The sequence below is a fragment of the Curtobacterium sp. MMLR14_010 genome, from assembly GCF_001865015.1.
Taxonomy (GTDB): Bacteria; Actinomycetota; Actinomycetes; order Actinomycetales; family Microbacteriaceae; genus Curtobacterium.
In genome coordinates, this window is the sequence record NZ_MJGV01000057.1 from 69763 (window position 1) to 87217 (window position 17455).

Annotated in this window: 14 protein-coding genes; 3 read left to right on the forward strand and 11 right to left on the reverse strand. The window is 72.7% G+C overall.

All coding sequences use genetic code 11. The features are described from left to right. Positions 1–105: 105 nt before the first annotated feature. From glmM to BIU98_RS12955, 7 genes are all read right to left on the reverse strand, one after another. Positions 106–1479 carry a phosphoglucosamine mutase gene (glmM, locus tag BIU98_RS12925; protein WP_071276675.1) on the reverse strand — a complete coding sequence of 458 codons (1374 nt, stop codon included), beginning with the start codon at positions 1477–1479 and terminating at the stop codon, positions 106–108. A 22-nt stretch (positions 1480–1501) separates the two neighbouring features. Continuing rightward, on the reverse strand, positions 1502–1987 hold the full coding sequence (gene rpsI, locus BIU98_RS12930; protein WP_071276677.1) for a 30S ribosomal protein S9: 486 nt from the start codon (positions 1985–1987) through the stop codon (positions 1502–1504). Between the two features lie 39 nt (positions 1988–2026). Next, entirely contained in the window at positions 2027–2473 is a 447-nt protein-coding gene (gene rplM / locus BIU98_RS12935; protein WP_071276679.1) for a 50S ribosomal protein L13, read from the reverse strand. A 455-nt stretch (positions 2474–2928) separates the two neighbouring features. Beyond that, positions 2929–5952 (reverse strand): ExeM/NucH family extracellular endonuclease, encoded by a 3024-nt coding sequence (locus BIU98_RS12940; protein ID WP_071276681.1) that lies wholly within the window; start codon positions 5950–5952, stop codon positions 2929–2931. 95 nt (positions 5953–6047) lie between these two features. Then, entirely contained in the window at positions 6048–6305 is a 258-nt protein-coding gene (locus BIU98_RS12945) for a hypothetical protein (protein WP_071276683.1), read from the reverse strand. 37 nt (positions 6306–6342) lie between these two features. After that, positions 6343–7089 carry an MBL fold metallo-hydrolase gene (locus BIU98_RS12950; protein ID WP_071276685.1) on the reverse strand — a complete coding sequence of 249 codons (747 nt, stop codon included), beginning with the start codon at positions 7087–7089 and terminating at the stop codon, positions 6343–6345. Beyond that, positions 7086–8057: a tRNA pseudouridine(38-40) synthase TruA gene (locus BIU98_RS12955; RefSeq protein ID WP_254787900.1), complete on the reverse strand. Its 972-nt coding sequence runs from the start codon at positions 8055–8057 to the stop codon at positions 7086–7088. Before BIU98_RS12955 ends, BIU98_RS12950 begins: the two co-directional genes overlap by 4 nt. Positions 8058–8170: 113 nt before the next feature. Here BIU98_RS12955 and BIU98_RS12960 point away from each other — a divergent pair, with 113 nt between their 5' ends. Together BIU98_RS12960 and BIU98_RS12965 are read left to right on the forward strand one after the other, a co-directional pair. After that, complete coding sequence (locus BIU98_RS12960) at positions 8171–9196, forward strand: ATP-binding cassette domain-containing protein (RefSeq protein ID WP_071276687.1); 1026 nt, start codon at positions 8171–8173, stop codon at positions 9194–9196. After that, positions 9193–10038: an ABC transporter permease gene (locus BIU98_RS12965; protein ID WP_083393234.1), complete on the forward strand. Its 846-nt coding sequence runs from the start codon at positions 9193–9195 to the stop codon at positions 10036–10038. Before BIU98_RS12960 ends, BIU98_RS12965 begins: the two co-directional genes overlap by 4 nt. Before the next feature lie 11 nt (positions 10039–10049). Here the strand turns inward: BIU98_RS12965 and BIU98_RS12970 are convergent, their stop codons facing one another. Next, positions 10050–13259: a BTAD domain-containing putative transcriptional regulator gene (locus tag BIU98_RS12970; protein ID WP_071276689.1), complete on the reverse strand. Its 3210-nt coding sequence runs from the start codon at positions 13257–13259 to the stop codon at positions 10050–10052. A gap of 81 nt (positions 13260–13340) precedes the next feature. On the opposite strand from BIU98_RS12970, the gene BIU98_RS12975 reads away from it, so the two are divergent. Further along, entirely contained in the window at positions 13341–14495 is a 1155-nt protein-coding gene (locus tag BIU98_RS12975) for a hypothetical protein (RefSeq protein ID WP_071276691.1), read from the forward strand. A 7-nt stretch (positions 14496–14502) separates the two neighbouring features. Here BIU98_RS12975 and BIU98_RS12980 read toward each other — a convergent pair whose 3' ends face one another. From BIU98_RS12980 to BIU98_RS12990, 3 genes are all read right to left on the reverse strand, one after another. Beyond that, on the reverse strand, positions 14503–15624 hold the full coding sequence (locus BIU98_RS12980) for an aromatic acid exporter family protein (RefSeq protein WP_071276693.1): 1122 nt from the start codon (positions 15622–15624) through the stop codon (positions 14503–14505). 150 nt (positions 15625–15774) lie between these two features. Next, positions 15775–16362, reverse strand: a complete 588-nt coding sequence (gene rplQ, locus BIU98_RS12985) for a 50S ribosomal protein L17 (protein ID WP_071276695.1) — start codon at positions 16360–16362, stop codon at positions 15775–15777. 65 nt (positions 16363–16427) lie between these two features. Beyond that, positions 16428–17423, reverse strand: a complete 996-nt coding sequence (locus tag BIU98_RS12990; protein WP_071276697.1) for a DNA-directed RNA polymerase subunit alpha — start codon at positions 17421–17423, stop codon at positions 16428–16430. Positions 17424–17455: the final 32 nt, after the last annotated feature.

A 17455-nucleotide genomic window follows, 5' to 3' on the forward strand; every position in this document is an offset into this window, starting at 1 on the left:
GTGTTCGTCGTTCGCGCCGGGGCTTCCCGCGGCGCGAAGCACGAACACCGGTGTCTTGCGGACGTGCAGCCAGCGGGCGACCGGCCGGTCCGGCCGACGCAGCCCCTACGCGGCGTCGAGCGCCAGGCGCTCCGACACGACCGCGGCCAGCTCCTCGGCGACGCGCTGAGCGGTCTCCTGCGAGGCGGCCTCGACCATCACACGCACGACGGGCTCAGTGCCCGACGGACGCAGCAGCACGCGGCCGGTGTCACCGAGTGACGCGGTGGCCGCGGCGACGGCGTCCTGCACGCCCTGGTCGGCCAGCCCGTGGCGGTCGACCCCGCGCACGTTGAGCAGCACCTGCGGGAACACGGTCATGCACGACGCGAGCTCCTGCAGCGTCTTGCCCGTCCGTGCCATCTCGGCGACGAGGTGCAGCCCGGTGAGGATGCCGTCGCCGGTCGTGGCGTACTCCTGGAAGATGATGTGGCCGGACTGCTCGCCGCCCAGCGAGTAGCCGCCCTCGTTCATCTTCTCGAGCACGTAGCGGTCGCCCACGCCGGCCTCGATCATCGTGATGCCCGCGTCGGCCATGGCCCGCTTGAGCCCGAGGTTCGACATGACCGTCGCGACGAGGGTGTCGTCCTTCAACCGGCCGCGCTCCTGCAGCGACAGGGCGAGGATCGCCATGATCTGGTCGCCGTCGATCGCGTTGCCGGCGGCGTCCACGGCCAGGCACCGGTCGGCGTCGCCGTCGTGGGCGATCCCGACGTCGGCACCGGCTTCGAGCACGGCACGTGCGAGGTTGTCGATGTGGGTCGACCCGACGCCGTCGTTGATGTTCCAGCCGTCGGGGTCGGCGCCGATGAGCGTGACCTTGGCCCCGGCGTTCACGAAGACCTCGGGCGAGACACCCGCGGCGGCCCCGTTGGCGCAGTCGAGCACGACGTGGATGCCGTCGAGCCGGTGCGGGAGCGTGCCGAGCAGGTGGACGACGTAGCGGTCTTCGGCGTCGGCGAAGCGGGTGATCCGCCCGACGTCGATGCCGGTGGGGGTCGGTGCCGACTGGTCGTGCATCGCGGCTTCGATGCGGTCCTCGACCTCGTCGGGGAGCTTGCGCCCGCCCGCGGCGAAGAACTTGATGCCGTTGTCCGGCGCCGGGTTGTGCGACGCGGAGATCATCACGCCGAAGTCGGCGTCGATGTCGGCCACCAGGAAGGCGGCGGCCGGGGTGGGGATCACACCGGCGTCGAGGACGTCGACACCAGCGCTGGCGAGCCCGGCCGCGACCGCGGAACCCAGGAACTCACCGGAGACGCGCGGGTCGCGCGCCAGGACGGCGCGGGGGCGCCGTCGGCCGGACGCCCGTCGGGCGTCGGCATGATGTCCGTGCGTGAGCACGGCCGCGCTCGCCTGGGCAAGACCCAGTGCGAGCGCGGCCGTCAACTCGCCGTTGGCGAGGCCACGAACGCCGTCGGTACCGAACAGACGCGGCATGGTGTCCTCCGACGTCAGTGGATCAGCGCTTCGAGAACTGCGACGCCTTGCGGGCCTTCTTGAGACCGGCCTTCTTGCGCTCGATGACGCGGGCATCACGGGTGAGGAAGCCGGCCTTCTTGAGGGCCGCGCGGTTGTTCTCGCGGTCGATCTCGTTCAGGGTGCGCGCGATGGCGAGGCGGACGGCGCCGGCCTGGCCGGAGGGGCCACCACCGGTGACGCGGGCCACGACGTCGTACGAGCCGAGGAGCTCGAGGATCTTGAACGGGTCGTTGATGAGCTGCTGGTGCAGCTTGTTCGGGAAGTAGTCCTCGAGCGTGCGGCCGTTCACCACGAAGGTGCCGGAGCCGGGGACGAGGCGCACGCGGGCAATGGCCTCCTTGCGGCGCCCGACGGCACCGCCGGAGACGTTGAGGATCTGACGGGGAGCGGCCTCGGCAGCGGCGGGTGCGCTCTCCGTGGTGAAGCTCTCCGGGGTCTGGTCGAGGGAGTCAGCGATCTGAGCCATGAGTTTTCTCTAGTCCTTGGAAGTCGTCGTGGCCGCTGGTTACTGCGAGACCTGGTCGAAGATGTACGTCTTGGGCTGCTGCGCGGCGTGGGGGTGCTCGGGGCCCGCGTACACCTTGAGCTTCTTGAGCTGCTCGCGGCCCAGCGAGTTCTTCGGGAGCATGCCGCGGATCGCCTTCTCGACGGCGCGGGTCGGGTGCTTCTCGAGCATCTCCGGGTAGGAGGTCGCCGTGAGGCCGCCCGGGTAGCCCGAGTGGCGGTAGTAGATCTTCTTGGCGAGCTTGGAACCGGTCAGGGCGACCTTGTCCGCGTTCACGATGATGACGAAGTCACCCATGTCCATGTGCTGGGCGAAGGTGGCCTTGTGCTTGCCGCGGAGCAGGGCGGCGACGTGCGAGGCGAGACGGCCGAGGACGACGTCGGTGGCGTCGATGACGAGCCAGTCGTGCTGGACGTCTGCCGGCTTCGGTGAGAACGTGCGAGTCACAGGAGTGCTGCTTTCGTGTCGAGGTGAGGAGTCCGTGAATCCCGCTCCGGTGGGGTGTTCTGGCGGGCGACACCCGCTGAACGCCCCGGTGGAGGGCTCATCTGACTGTCTGGCGCACAACGGCGCGCAGACCAAGGTGAGAGCCTACCGGACACGACTCGCGCGGGTCAAACGCACGCGCGCACCGCGCCCCGCCCGCCCTCTCCCCGCGCCCCGCTCCCGCTCCCCCGCAAGCGGAATCGCGCGCAGCAAGCGGAATCGCGCGTTGCGGGTCAGGATCTCCGACCTGCAACGCGCGATCTCGCCTTCCATCGCGAGCGGGGTGGGAAGAACCGGACGGGAGGCTCGGTGCCAGCTGGCACCTGGGCCCACGCCGGCCGGTTCCGGACCGACGCGCCAGCGGCGGGCCGGCTGTGACCGGTGGGGAGCCTCCCGTCCGGTCGTGGTCGCGTGGACTACGCGGCGCGAGCCAGGCGACGTCGGCGCACCACGAGCAGGCCGGCGCCCGCTGCCAGGAGCAGCAGCGCTGCGACGATGCCGCCGGTCAGCTCCGCACCGGTGAACGCGAGCGCCGGGGCGGTGCCCGCGGCGGGGTCCACCGTGACGACCAGGGTCACCGTGCCCGTCGTCGGGCCGGTCACCACCAGGGTGTGCGTGCCGGCGGTGACCGACGACGGGACCGTGAACGTGCCGGACAGGCGACCGGAGGCGTCAGCGGTCAGCGTGCCGAGCGCGACCGGCTCGGAGTGCAGCGCCACCGTGGTCCGCTCGCCGGCCGCGAAGCCGGTGCCGGTCAGGTGGAACGAGGCTCCGACACGGAGCGGCCCGTCGACGGCGATGGCCGCGGTCGAGTCGCCGGGCTGCGGGGCAGGGGTCGGGACCGGCGTCGGCGTCGGGATCGGAGTCCCACCGTCACCCGGCGGCGTCGTCCCGTCACCAGGAGGCGTCGTCCCACCGATGCCTGGCAGGTCGATGCCGACCAGGATCGGGTCGTGGTCGCTCGCGCGGTACACGTCGTCCGTGTAGAGGTTCGTCGCGTTGTAGTTGTAGCGGCTGTACTCCAGGCCCACCGACTCGACCGAGTTGATGTTCCAGATGTCCACGCCGGTGACGTCCTCGAGCGCGGCGGGCGAGGCGAGCACGTGGTCGAGCGACCCGCTCAGGCCGCTGAAGACGTACGACCACTCGTCGGCGTCCCGCGTCGGCCCCAGGTCGGTGTACCCGGCGTCACCGAGGACCACCATCGGGTCCTCCTTGCTGTAGGCGTTGAAGTCGCCGAGCATGAAGACCTTGTCCGTGCCGTACTGCGTCTGCATGGCGGTGGAGAACGTCACCAGGGCGTTCGCCTGCGCGACGCGGTCGGCGTTCGACGCACCCTGGCCGTCGCCCTGGTCCGCGTTCGCACCGGTGCCGGAGCCCTTGGACTTGAAGTGGTTCGCGATCACCAGGAACTCGTCGTCCGCGGAGCCGCCGACCGGACGGAAGGCGTCGGCGACGGGCTGCCGGGCGTTCGTGAACGCGGGGTCCTGCAGGATCGTCGACGCTCCGGTGGGGGCGACGCGGCCCTTCTTGTAGATGAGGGCGAGGCGGATGACGTCCTCGCTCGCCGGCACGACGGCCGGGGACGGGACGTACGCCCACGTGTCGGCACCGGTCGCGGCGTTCAGCGCCCCGACGAGGGTCGCGACCGCGGTGTCCCGCGGCTGGCCGAAGCGTGCCGAGTTCTCGATCTCCTCGAGCGAGACGACGTCGGCGCCGAGGCCGTTGATCGCCTTCACGATCTTGACCTGCTGGCGCTCGAGGTCCTCCTGCTCGGCCGCACCACGGGCGTCGCAGCCGGAGTTCACCGTGACGGGGTCGCCATCGCGGTCGGTGTAGTACGTGCAGCCGGTGAGCTCGTCGCCCGTCGTGGGGAAGTAGTTCAGCACGTTGAAGCCGGCGAGCGTCAGGTCTCCGCCGACGTCCTGGGGCTTCGCGGTGCGCACGTCCGAGAACGCGACGGGCAGGTCGGCCGCCGGCGTCGCACCGGTGACGGGCGCGGTCGGCTGGAACTTCCAGGCGTTGTTGCGGTAGTCGAGCACGACCGGCTCGTCGAACGTGGCGGCGGCCCCGACGGTGACGGGGCCCTGCGTCAGCCACGACACCGGGATGCCCTGGTTGGCCTTCGTCAGGAAGTTGGTGCTGGCACCGTCGTCGAGCGTGACCTTCCGGGCGGCGTTGTCGGCGGCGACCGCCGCTGCCGCCGGAGTGCCGGGGCGCGCGACCTCGGTCGGCTGCACGAGGCGCTCCGTGCCGGAGGCCAGGACGACCTCGCCGTACTGGTTCGTCGTGTAGTTGTCGGCGACGGTGTACGCGCCCTGCGGTGCAACGAGCATGCTCTCGAGCGACTCGCGCTGCGCGTCCGTCCGCGGGAAGGCGACGGCCGCGGCCTGCGGGGCGGGCACGGTGTCGGACAGCGTGCGCAGTCCGGCCGCGCTGGACACCGTGAGCTCGGTCAGGCCGTTGAACTCGGACACGGCGCCGGTGACCTCGACGTGCTGGCCCGCCGTGACGGACGACGCCGTCGCGGACGAGTAGACGAAGACGGCGTCCGACGCGGTGTGCGTGGTCAGGTCGACCGCGCCGCCAGTGCCAGGGGTCTGGATCGTGTAGCCGCTGAAGCCGCCGGTGGCGTACACCGCGGTGACGACGCCCGACGTGACGACGTTCCTCCCCGCGTACGGCGAGGTGTCCGTCGTGCCCTGGAGCTGCGCGATCGTGACCGCCTCGGCTGGCCCAGGGTCGGCCGGTGGCGTCGGGTCGGTCGGGGTCGTGCCCCCGCCTGCCGTCTGCCCCGCGGCGTTCGTCGGGGTCGGCGTCGTGGTGTTCGAGAAGTCCGTGGCGTTGACGTCGGTGTCGGTCGTGCCCGCTCGCACGAGGGCGTTCGGCACGGGGTTCCCGCCGTCGACGGAGCGCACTGCCCCCTCGAAGGTGTTCGACGCGCCGTAGCCGAGCAGGTCGACGACGCCGGGCGTGCCGGTCGCCACCGCGCCGGCGGGCAGGGTCAGCGCCGTCGTGCGGTCCGCGAGGACGAGCGTCCCCGTCGTGCCGGACGGGTTGAGGCTCGCCTCGTCGTCGGGCGTGGGGAGGTCGGCGCCGACGGGAGCGGAGCCGTTCCCCGCCATCGACACCAGGAACGTGCCACCGGCGGGCACGGTGCCCTCCAGCGCACTCGTGCTGAACGCGCCGGTGCTCGTTGCGGACCGGTACTGCAGCGACCACCCCGTGACCGAGACGGGCGCAGCCGTCGGGTTGCCGATCTCGACGAACTTGTGGTTGAAGGGCGCGCCGGCGCTGCCGCCCTTGAGGTAGGCCTCGCGGATGACGAGGCCGGTGCCGGCGGGGTCAGCCGAGGCGGTGGTGGCGGAGACGAGTGGTGCGGCGAGGAGTGTCGCGGCGACCGTGGCGCACAGCAGGGTGCGACGGATGTGCTGGGGCATGCGGACCTTCGGTGCGGGGTCGTGGACCCTCGCACGCTACCGATCTGCGGAGGCGTTCAGGTTTCGGCGAGGTGAACCCTTCGGTCTACTGCGCCTCACGACCCGGTGAGTGCCCGCAGCCCCATGACCCCGAGCGTCATCGCGTACCAACCGAGGAGGTTGCCCCGCTTGCGCGCGCCGACCAGGGACAGCCCTCCGGTGACGACAGCGACGCCGCCTGCAATCAGGGCCACAGGCGGCCGCGTCGGTGTTGCGACACCCACCGTGAGGAGAGCGAGCGTCGCCACCACCACGAGCACCGCGACGATCACCGTCCGCATCGCATCGGACTCAGTCGGGACGTCGTCAGTCATCCGACCAGCATATTGCCGTTCAGTACAGAACTGCGCCTCACGACCCGACCGCCACCCACTCCCGCCCCACCCGGTGCACCGCCGGCCCGTGCCCCGGCAGCACGATCTCGGGGATCGGCAGCGCCCGCGCCGACTCGAGCGCCGTCGCCTGGTCCGCCGTGAAGAAGGGCGTGATCATCCGCGGCCGCGGGGTCCACGACGCCGGCTGTGTGTCGTGGTGGGAGACGACCGCGTCCCCGGTGACGATCGCGTCGGCGGCGGGCAGCAGGTACGCGGTGGACCCGGCCGTGTGCCCCTCGGCGGGGAACGGCGTGATCGCCCGGCCCTCGAAGTCCGCCCCGGTGAAGGCCCTGGCGCTGGGCACGGTCGTCGGCCGCAGGGCCTCGGAGCGGATCGCCCGGCCGAGCCAGCGGAGCACCCGCGCGGAAGCCAGCCGTCCGCCGATCTCCGCCGGGGTCACCTGCTGCCGGTCGGGCCCGCGGACGTTGTCGAGCTCGGCGGCGTGCGCGAGCACCTCGACGTGCGGGTGGCGCTCGAGGATCCCGGGGATGCCACCGACGTGGTCGACGTGCCCGTGCGTGACGTAGATGCGGCGCAGGTCGCCGAGGTCGTGTCCGGCGTAGCGCACGGTGTCGAGCACGAGGTCGCTGTCGGCCGGGTAGCCGGCGTCGATCAGGGCGACGCCGTCCTCCTCCGCCAGCACGACCCAGTTCGAGACGGGCCCCTCGACGAAGACGACACCGGGGGCGACGGAGACGACGGACCGGGGTTCGCGGGAGCTCATCCCTCGACGGTAGCCGAGGTCCCGTCGACAGAACGCCGGGCACGCGTCTGGTCCGCCCGCGCCGCGAGCTCCGCGTCCGCCGGGTAGCCCACCTCGGTCAGCGTGAGCCCCTTCGCCGGTGCCACCTTGAACGCGCTGGTCCGCTCCCCCGCCACGCGCAGCTCCTCGAGCCGCTCCGGCCCGAAGCGGCCCTCACCGACGGCGATGGTCGCCCCCACCATCGCGCGCACCATGGAGTGACAGAAGGCATCGGCCTGGAGGCTCGCCACCAGCACGCCGTCCGGCTCGCGGTCCCAGCGGAACTCCTGGAGCGTCCTGATGGTCGTCGCCCCCTCGCGCGGCTTGCAGAACGCCGCGAAGTCGTGCAGCCCCAACAACGTCAGCGCACCGCGCTCCATCGCTGCCGGGTCGAGACGCCCCGGGTACCAGAGCGTGTGCCCACGACGCCGTGGATCACGGGGGGCGTCGACGTCCGCGACCCGGTACTGGTAGCGCCGCCAGAGCGGGGAGAACCGGGCGTCGAACCCGTCGGGCGCGATCGACGCCCGCGTGACGAGCACGTCGCCGTCGACCCCGGCGATGCCGTTGACGCGCTTCACGAGCCCGTCGAGCGGATCGCGCCCGCTGCCGTCGCGCCCGCCTCCGCCGCCGTCCCGTCCGCCGCCGTCAGCCGCGGTCCGCCGTGGCCGTGCCAGCGCCGCCCACTGCGCAGCGTCGAGGTCGAGGTGCGCGACCTGCCCCACGGCGTGCACCCCGGCGTCGGTGCGCCCCGCGACGGTCAGCAGCGGCGGCGAGCCCCAGCGGGTGAAGACGGTGGCGAGCGCGGTCTCGAGCGCGCCCTGCACGGTCCGGAGCCCCGGCTGCCTGGCCCACCCGGAGAACGCGGCGCCGTCGTACGCGACGTCGAGCCGGAGCCGCACGCCGCCGTCGACCTGCGCCCGGGCCACGGCCACGTCCGTCTCGCTCACACCACCACGGTACCGATGTCAGCGCCGCGTCAGTGCCGCGTGAGCGCCGGCCGACACCATCGTCCTCGACGTCGACGCGACCGCCGACGCCCCATCGGAGAAAGGAACCGACGATGACCACGACACCCCTCGCGGTCGAGGCCGTCGGCCTCGTGAAGACCTTCGGGCAGAACCGCGCCGTGGACGGTGTGGACCTCCGCGTCGAGGCCGGCACCGTGTACGGCGTGCTCGGCCCGAACGGCGCCGGCAAGACCACCACGATCAGCATGCTCGCGACCCTGCTCAAGGCGGACGCCGGCGAGGCCAGGGTCTTCGGCCACGACGTCCGCCGCGAGGCACAGGAGGTCCGCCGGCTCATCGGCGTGACCGGTCAGTACGCCAGCGTCGACGAGACGCTCAGCGCGACCGAGAACCTGGTGGTCTTCTCCCGCCTGCTCGGGCTGGGCCGAGCGGAGTCGAAGCGGAAGTCCGCGGAGCTCCTCGAGCGCTTCGGCCTGACCGAGGCCGCCACCCGTCCGCTCAAGAACTTCTCCGGTGGGATGCGCCGACGCCTCGACCTGGCGGCGAGCCTCATCGCGCAGCCGCCGCTGATCTTCCTCGACGAGCCGACCACCGGCCTCGACCCGCGCACCCGGGCGCAGATGTGGGACACGATCCGCGAGCTCGTCGCGACGGGCTCCACCGTGCTGCTCACCACGCAGTACCTCGACGAGGCGGACCAGCTCGCCGACCGCATCGCCGTGATCGACCACGGCCGGGTCGTCGCGGAGGGCACCGGCGACGAGCTCAAGGCGTCGATCGGCACCGCGTCGCTGCAGCTGCGGCTCGCCGACGCCTCCGCCGAGACCGTCGCGACGGCGGCCGACCTCGTCGCCCGGGTGCTCGGCACCCCCGCGGTCGTCAGCCCCGAGGGGTCGCGCCTGACCGCGCCGATGTCGGACCCCGACCGCGTGACCGACCTGCTCGTGTCGTTCCGCGACGCGGGCATCTCCCTCGCCGAGATGAGCGTGCAGAAGCCGACGCTCGACGAGGTCTTCTTGACCATCACCGGCAACCCGGTCGCCGAAGCCGACGCCGACGCCGACCGCGACGACACCGCCGACCAGCACCAGCACGCGCTCGAAGGGAGCAACGCATGACCACGCTCACCACACCCGACCTGGTGTCCACCGGCACGACCGGAGCCAGGAGCACCCCACGACCCGGCGTCGGCGGCACCGGGCTCGGTGCGACGGTCCGGCAGTCGTTCACGATGGCGTACCGCGGCCTCATCAAGGTCCGTCGCACACCCGAGCAGCTGTTCGACGTGACGCTGATGCCGATCGTCTTCACCGTGATGTTCACGTACATCTTCGGCGGTGCGATCTCCGGCAACGTGGCGGCCTACCTGCCGATCATCATCCCGGGCATCCTCGTCCAGACGAACATCACGTCCTCCATCGTCACCGGCGTCCAGCTCCGCGAGGACATGGACAAGGGCGTCTTCGACCGCTTCAGGTCCCTGCCGATCGCCCGCATCGCCCCGCTCGCCGGCGCCCTGCTCGCCGACACCGTGCGGTACGCCATCGCGACGACGATCACCTTCGTCACGGGCTTCGCGATGGGGCTCCGTCCCGAGGGTGGCTTCGGCGCCGTCGTCCTGGCCGGCCTGCTCGTCATCGTGGTCGCCTGGGCGATCAGCTGGGTCTTCGCGTACTTCGGCGTCGTGGCGCGCACCGCGTCGAGCGTCTCGGGCATCTCGAACCTCGTGCTGTTCCCGCTGACGTTCCTCTCGAACGCGTTCGTCCCGGCGGACACCCTGCCGGACTGGCTGCGCTGGTTCTCCGAGGTGAACCCGGTCTCACACCTCATCACCGCGGTCCGCGAACTCGTGAACCACGGCCAGGTGGGCGCCGACCTCTGGCTCTCGCTGCTCGGAGCCGCGGTCATCGTCGCGGTGTTCGCCCCGCTCACGGTGCGCGCCTACATGCGGAAGGCCTGACTCCGCGCGGTTCACGCGACGGTGCGCAGCTCCTCGAGCAGTGCCCGCAACGCCGTCACGGCCTCGGCCCGGTCCCATCCGGCCGAGGCCGTCTCAGCGTCCACCACCGCGTCGGCACCGACCACGTCCACCAGCAGCGGGCGCAGGCGCCGGTGTGCGAGCACGGCGAAGTCCTGCCGCGAGCCGAACCGCCTGGCCAGGCCCCAGCACCTCGCCGCTTCGACGGACATCCCCCGGCGCAGCGCGACGACCGCGATCCCGACGAGCGCGGTGCCGATGACGGGCAGGTCGAGCCACCACGGGTGCAGGCGCAGCATCACCAGGGCCCCGACCCGCAGGTGGCGCGCGACGGCCTGCTGGTCGGCCTGGAGGCTCGGTGCGGCCCCGCCGGACCGGCTCGCCGCCGCCTCGTCCTCCGCCACGATGCGCGCGGCCCCGGCCATCAGCCACCAGTTCTGCGTGCGCTTGCGTCGGGGCACGACGAAGTCCCACCCACGGCGCCAGTGCTCGACGGCACCGTCGAGGTCACCGTCCGCGCGGCTGCACTCGGCGTCGATGGCGATCGCGATCACCCCGACCTGCACGGCGTCGTCCTCGAAGCCCCCGCGGTTGGCCACCGGCTGGTCGCCGAGGTCGGCGGCGATCGACCTGGCGAGGTCGACGTCCCCGGTGGCCGCGGCACACAGCCCGATGGTCCACCCGATCTCGTACAGGTCGTCCTCGGCGCCGAACACCTCGAGCCGTTCCCGCGCGACGGCCGCCGCGGCGAGCGCCTCGGCGTGCTGCCCGTTCTGCGCGAGGAGCTGTGCCAGCGTGACGGCGCTGGAGCCCAGCGCCCAGGCGTCGTCGACCCGCTCGGCGAGCTCCGCGGCGCGGCGCGCGTACCGGAGTGCGTCGTCGAACGCCCCGTCGTTCTCGGCCAGCGGCGCGCTGAGCAGGAACGCGAGACAGGCCACGCCCTCGTCGTCGCCGTCCCGGTAGCGCGCGAGCAGGGCCGTGCCGTCCTCGGGACGCCCGAGGGTGAGCAGCAGGGCAGCCTGTGCGTCGAGGGTCGCCGCGCCGGTGGGCCCGAGTCGGACCACCCGGCGGAGCGCGGAGATCGCCCACGCGGCTGTCCGTCGGTCGGTGAAGACGGACGACGCCCCCGTCAGGACCAGCCCGAGCACCACGGCGGCGCGGTCCTCCGGCAGCGGCGGGGTCCGACGGAGCAGCGGCAGCAGGTCCGGCGCGATGGTGACCACCTCGCCGTGGGCACCACGGAGCGTCCAGTACCCGCCGAGCGCCGCGAAGACCTGGGCGACCGTGCGGTGGTCCCCGTCCCGGAGCCCCCACCGGAGCAGCGTGACGAGGTTGTCGGCCTCGTGCCCGACCTCGCGGAACCACCGGCGCTGGCGCTCGCCCGTCACCGTGAACATGTTCCGGGCCGCCGAGAAGTCCCGTCCCCAGCGGAGCATCGCGGCCCGGACCGCGTCCGTGGTGCCACGCTCCGCGAGCCGTGCGGCGCCGAACTCCCGCACCGTCTCGAGCAGGCGGTACCGCACCGGCTCGCCCTCGTGTTCGACGAGCTGCACGAGGGACTGCTCGACGAGCTCCGCCAGGTCGTCGAGGGCGTCGTCGTGGCGGACCGGGTCGGCGACGGCCTCGACCGCGTCGACCGCGAGCCCGTCCGGGAAGAGCGCGAGCCGGGTGAGCAGGTCGCGGGCGCCGTCGTCGAGCAGGCGCCAGCTCCACTCGATCACGGCGAGCAGCGTCCGGTGCCGCTCGGGCGCGCTACGGTCGCCCCCGCGGAGCAGGGCGAACCGGTCGTCGAGCCGCCGTTCGATCTCCTCGGCGCTCATGCCCCGGATCCGGGCGGCCGCGAGCTCGATGGCGAGCGGCGACCCGTCGAGCCGCGTGCAGATGCTCCTGACGGTGTCCACGGGGAGCACCGCGCCGGGGCGAGCGGCCCGTGCCCGTTCGGTGAACAGCCGGACCGCGGACCCGTCGGCCTCGACGGGCAGCGGTGCGAGCGCCGCGACGACCTCGCCGGCGATGGCCAGCGGCGCCCTGGACGTCGTCAGCACGCGCAGCGACGGCAGGACGGCTAGCAGGTCGGCGGTGAACGACGCGGCGGCCTCGACCAGGTGCTCGCAGTTGTCGAGCACGAGCACGGTGGGTTCCTCGGCGAGTGCCCGGACGACCCGACCCCAGAGGTCGGAGACGACCGCCTCCCGGAGCGACCGCGCCCCGCGGACCTCCGCGATCCCGAGCAGTGCCCCGAGCGCGGGGACGATGTCCTCGCCGGCGGTGAGCGGCGCGAGCTCGAGCACCACGACGCCGCGGTCCTGGGCCACCGTGGCGGCGACCGCCTGCGCCAGCCGGGTCTTGCCGAGCCCGCCCGCACCGAGGATCGTCACCAGCCGTCCCTGGGACAGCAGGTCCGTGACGGCGGCGAGGTCGGCCTCCCGTCCGACCAGCGTGTTCGGCGCGGCCCGCTGCCCGACGCGGCGGACGGCACCGGGACCGGACGGCGCGCGGCGGAGCAGCTCGGCGTTCAACCGCACGAGCTCGGCGGACGGGTCTGCGCCGAGGCCGTCGGCCAGACGTTCCCGGTGGGCTGCGAACGCGGCCAGCGCCTCGGCGGTGCGCCCCGCGGCGTCGAGCGCGCGCATCGAGCCGGCGACGGCGACCTCGTCGAACGGGTCGGCCTCGGCCTGCTCGCGCCAGACGGCCACGGCACCGTCGGCGTCGCCGGCGTCGAGCAGGGCCGAGCCGAGGGCGCGTCGGAGTGCGCGGCGAGCGACGTCCGCGCGGTGGGCGAGCGCCTGTCCGAGGTCGCCCTCGACGTCGTCGCCCGGCTCCCCCCGCCAGGTCGCGAGCGCCGTCCGGAGCGCGGCGTCCGCCCGGGTGCCATCGGTGGCCAGCTGCTCGGCGCAGGCCAGGTCGACGTCCTCGGGGCGGACCCCGAGCGCGTACCCGGTCGCCGTCGAGAGGACCAGCCCCTCGGTGGTGCTCCGCCGGAGCCGCGAGACGAGGGTCTGGAGCGCTGCCCGGGCGCCCTTCGGCGGGGCGTCGCCCCACAGCTCGTCGATGAGCGCGTCGGTCGTCATGGCGTGCCCGCGGGCGAGGACCAGGGCGGTCACGAAGGCCCGCGCGAGCGCTCCGGGCACGGGTGCCGGGACGCCCGCCGGGTCCTCGACGAGGACCGGTCCGAGGACGGCGATGCGGGGGTGCGCTGCCACGGCCCGAGTCTAGGTCGACGTGATGCGCGATCGTGATGGAACCGGGCATCCGAGGGGCCCGGCGCTGGCTAGCCTGAGCACATGCACACCTTCACGAGGGGGATCGTGAGCGTCGCGCTCCTCTCCGCCGCTGCCGTCACCCTGGCCGGTTGCGCCCCCACCACGAGCGCTGACCCGACCGTCTCCGCGATGCCGTCCGAGTCCTCGGCCACACCATCGGCGACGGCGTCGGCCGCCCCGGTCGACTTCGGCGCTGCCCCGAGCCGCGACGGTGTCCCCGCGTGCGACGCCCTGCTGCCCGCTGACCTGGTCGAGGCCCTCGTCCCCGGGACGAAGCCCGTCGACACCCTCGCCGACACCCCGGACATCGCCGGGGCGTGGGCGTTCACGGCGACGGCCGGTGGCACCGACTGCGAGCGCGCGAACGGTGTCTCGGCCATCGACGAGGTCCTGCCGACCATGAAGGACGACCCCGCGTACCAGGGTGTGCGGCTCACGGTGCTCCCGGACGCCGACGCCGACTACGCCGACGCCCAGACGAGCGCCACCAGCCCGGAGGTCGCCGCGACGACCGTGCGGTGCGACGCGAGCGACTCGGCCCGCGTGTACTGCGGGGGTGCCGTCCGCGCCGGCTCGGCCTGGGTCGACATCCGCTCGGTCCGGGTGCAGGACAGCGCCGACGCCACCCCCGAGGCCGCGGAACCCGCCTTCACGGCCCTGCTCGCCGCGACGGCTGCAGCCGTGGAGGGCAGCGCACTCGGGTCGGCCACGACCGAGCACGGCTCCCCCGACGGCTCGTACACGACCTGCGACGCCGCCAACGTGAACGCGGTCGCGTCGAAGGAGCTCGCGGACCCGCACACCCGTGGCGGCGACGCCTCGGCGGGCATCCAGCAGTACGCGATGAACCGACTCGGTGGTTCGAACTGCGTGTTCGAGGCCCAGGGCGCCGGCGAGCAGCCGTACGCGATCACCGGCGCGGTGTACTCCGTGGTGCCCGGTGGCGGATGGGTCGTCGAACGCCGACTCGACGCGGGCACGATCGACCGCGCGGACCGTGTCGACCTCGACGGTCTGCCCTCGGGTGCGGCCGCGTGGCGCAGCTGCACCGACCTCGCGTGCTCGATCGACGTCGTGGACGAGGGCGACTGGACCCACTTCGTGCTCTACGAGCGGGTGGCCGACGAGCCCTCCGCCGGGGTCGTCCGCTGGGCCGAGGCCTCCCTGGCTGGCTGACCCACCGTCAGCGCCCCGCGGCGCGCGCGGAGCCGAACGGCCCGGTCTTCGTGTCGATGTCGGCCGTGGCCCGGCGCTCGGACTCGACGATCCCGCGCAGTGCCACGAGCGCGGCGGACGTGACCGCGACGTGCGAGGGGTTCTCCCGCGAGGCGTCGAGGGCCTTCTCCACCGCGGCGATGGCCGAGTCGGCCTCGTGCTCGGGGCTCGTGCCACGGATCACGGCCGCGATCTGGTCGAGTGCCGCAGCGAGCGGTTCCGCGAACGCCGGGTCCGGGCGGCCGATGCCCTCCGACACCGGACCGGACCGCGCCACGAGCTCGGTGAGGTCCGTCGTGTACCAGGCCACCCGCTCCAACGCGCGGAAGCGTGCCCCGTCCTCCTGCAGCCGCGCCCGGGAGCCACGCAGCGCGCCCCTCGGGTTGACCCTGCGGCTCTCGTGCGCGATGGACACCCGCGATCGGACGTCCGCGATCGCCCGGTCGAGCCGGTCCTGCTGCTTGTCCCACGCCGCGATGTCCCGCTTGCCCTCGCGGAGCACCGCGGCCAGGCCGTCGAGGTGGTCGGCGAGCACCCCGTTGACGGCGTCGATGCGGTGCTCGGCGTCCCAGAAGTGCAGCGGCGGGAACACGAGGAAGTTGACCAGCAGGCCGACGACGACGCCGACGGCCATCTGCACGAGGTAGCCGAGCGAGTACCCCTCGGCGTGCGCGCCCCCGACGAGCAGCACGAACAGCGCTGCCGTCGACACCCACGAGCTGCCCTCGCCGAGGATCCGGAACCCACCCACCAGCACGCCGATGCCGACCGCCAGTGCGACCGCCAGGACGCCGGGGTCGCCGACCCACATCGTGAAGCCCGCGACGCCGATGCCGAGCGCGATCCCGACGAGCGTCTGGATGCCGCTCCGGAGCCCGGCGAACACCGTGGTCTGCATCGCGATGACGGCACCGAGCGGCGCGTAGTAGGGGTAGTCCGACGCGACACCGGGCACGTGGCGCGCCACGACCCACGCGAGCGCGGCGGCACCCGCCGCCTTGCCCGCGTGCAGCAGGCGCGGCTGTGTGCCGGACGTCCGGCTCCATCGCCAGATCCTGGTCCCCACCCCCGTGACGTGTTCGAGTCCCATGGGTCCTCCGTGGTGCCGGTGCTGGTCACGGACTGGAGGCTCGTGGCGGCGCCGCCACGGGCCTCCAGTCCGTCTGGTGCGTGCGTTCTCGGAACACGAGACGGCCCCCGCAGCATGCGCTGCGGGGGCCGTCTCGTGGTGGTGCGTGGACTACTTGGTGTCGTCCGACTTCGTGGCGTCGTCCGACTTCGCAGCGGCGTCGGCCTCGACCTCGGACGCAGCAGCGTCCTCGGTCTCGGGCTCGACCGGAGCCGACTCCTCGGTGGTCTCGGTCGTCTCGACCGGGGCCTCCTCGGTGGTCTCGGGCTCTGCGGTCTCGGCGACCGGAGCAGCGGCGGCCGGGGCCGCGGTGCGGGTCACGGGAGCCGGGCTGCTCGAGAGCGGCTCGAGCACGAGCTCGATCGACGCGAGGGGCGCGTTGTCGCCCTTGCGGAAACCGAGCTTCGTGATGCGGGTGTAGCCGCCCTGGCGGTCGGACACCTGCGGTGCGATCTCCGTGAACAGCGTGTGCACGACGGTCTTGTCGCGGAGGGCCGCGATGACCCGACGACGAGCGTGCAGGTCGCCGCGCTTCGCGAACGTGATCAGACGCTCGGCCACCGGGCGGAGGCGCTTGGCCTTCGTCTCGGTGGTCGTGATCCGACCGTGCGTGAAGAGGGCGTTGGCGAGGTTGCTCAGGAGCAGGCGCTCGTGAGCGGGACCGCCACCGAGGCGGGGGCCCTTGGTGGGCTTCGGCATGTCAGTTCTCCAGTGGTGAAAGAGTGGTGCGCGCCGTGACGACGCGCGTGCGCATCAGCGCGAGGTCAGTTGCTGGACTCTTCTTCGTCGTACCCGCTGTAGAAGTGGGCGCCGTCGAATCCGGGGACGGTGTCCTTGAGGGACAGGCCGAGCTCGGTGAGCTTGTCCTTGACCTCGTCCACCGACTTCTGACCGAAGTTGCGGATGTTCATGAGCTGCGTCTCCGAGAGGGCGACGAGCTCGGACACCGTGTTGATGCCCTCGCGCTTCAGGCAGTTGTAGCTGCGCACCGACAGGTCGAGGTCCTCGATCGGGGTCTGCAGCTCGTTCGAGAGCACGGCGTCGACCGGCGCGGGGCCGATCTCGATGCCTTCGGCCGCGGTGTTCAGCTCGCGGGCGAGACCGAACAGCTCGACGAGCGTCCGACCGGCCGACGCGATGGCGTCGCGCGGTGTGATGGCCGGCTTCGACTCGACGTCGACGACCAGACGGTCGAAGTCCGTGCGCTCACCGGCACGCGTCGCCTCGACGCGGTAGGTGACCTTGAGGACCGGGGAGTAGATCGAGTCGATCGGGATCTGCCCGGCTTCGCTGAACTCCGAACGGTTCTGCGTCGCCGAGACGTAGCCACGGCCACGCTCGATCGTGAGCTCGAGCTCGAAGCGCGCGGTGTCGTTCAGGGTCGCGATGACGAGGTCCGGGTTGTGGATCTCGACGCCGGCCGGAGCGGAGATGTCCGCTGCGGTGACCTGACCGGCACCCTGCTTGCGCAGGTACGCCGTGATGGGCTCGTCGTGCTCGCTGGAGACGACCAGGCTCTTGATGTTGAGGATGATCTCCGTGACGTCTTCCTTGACACCGGCGACGGTGCTGAACTCGTGGAGGACGCCGTCGATGCGGATGCTCGTGACGGCAGCACCGGGGATCGACGAGAGGAGCGTGCGGCGCAGCGAGTTCCCGAGGGTGTAGCCGAAGCCGGGCTCGAGCGGCTCGATGACGAATCGCGAGCGGTGCTCGGAGATCGGCTCCTCGGTGAGGGTGGGGCGCTGTGCAATGAGCACTGTGGGATTCCTTTCGGCGAAGTGTCCGCTAT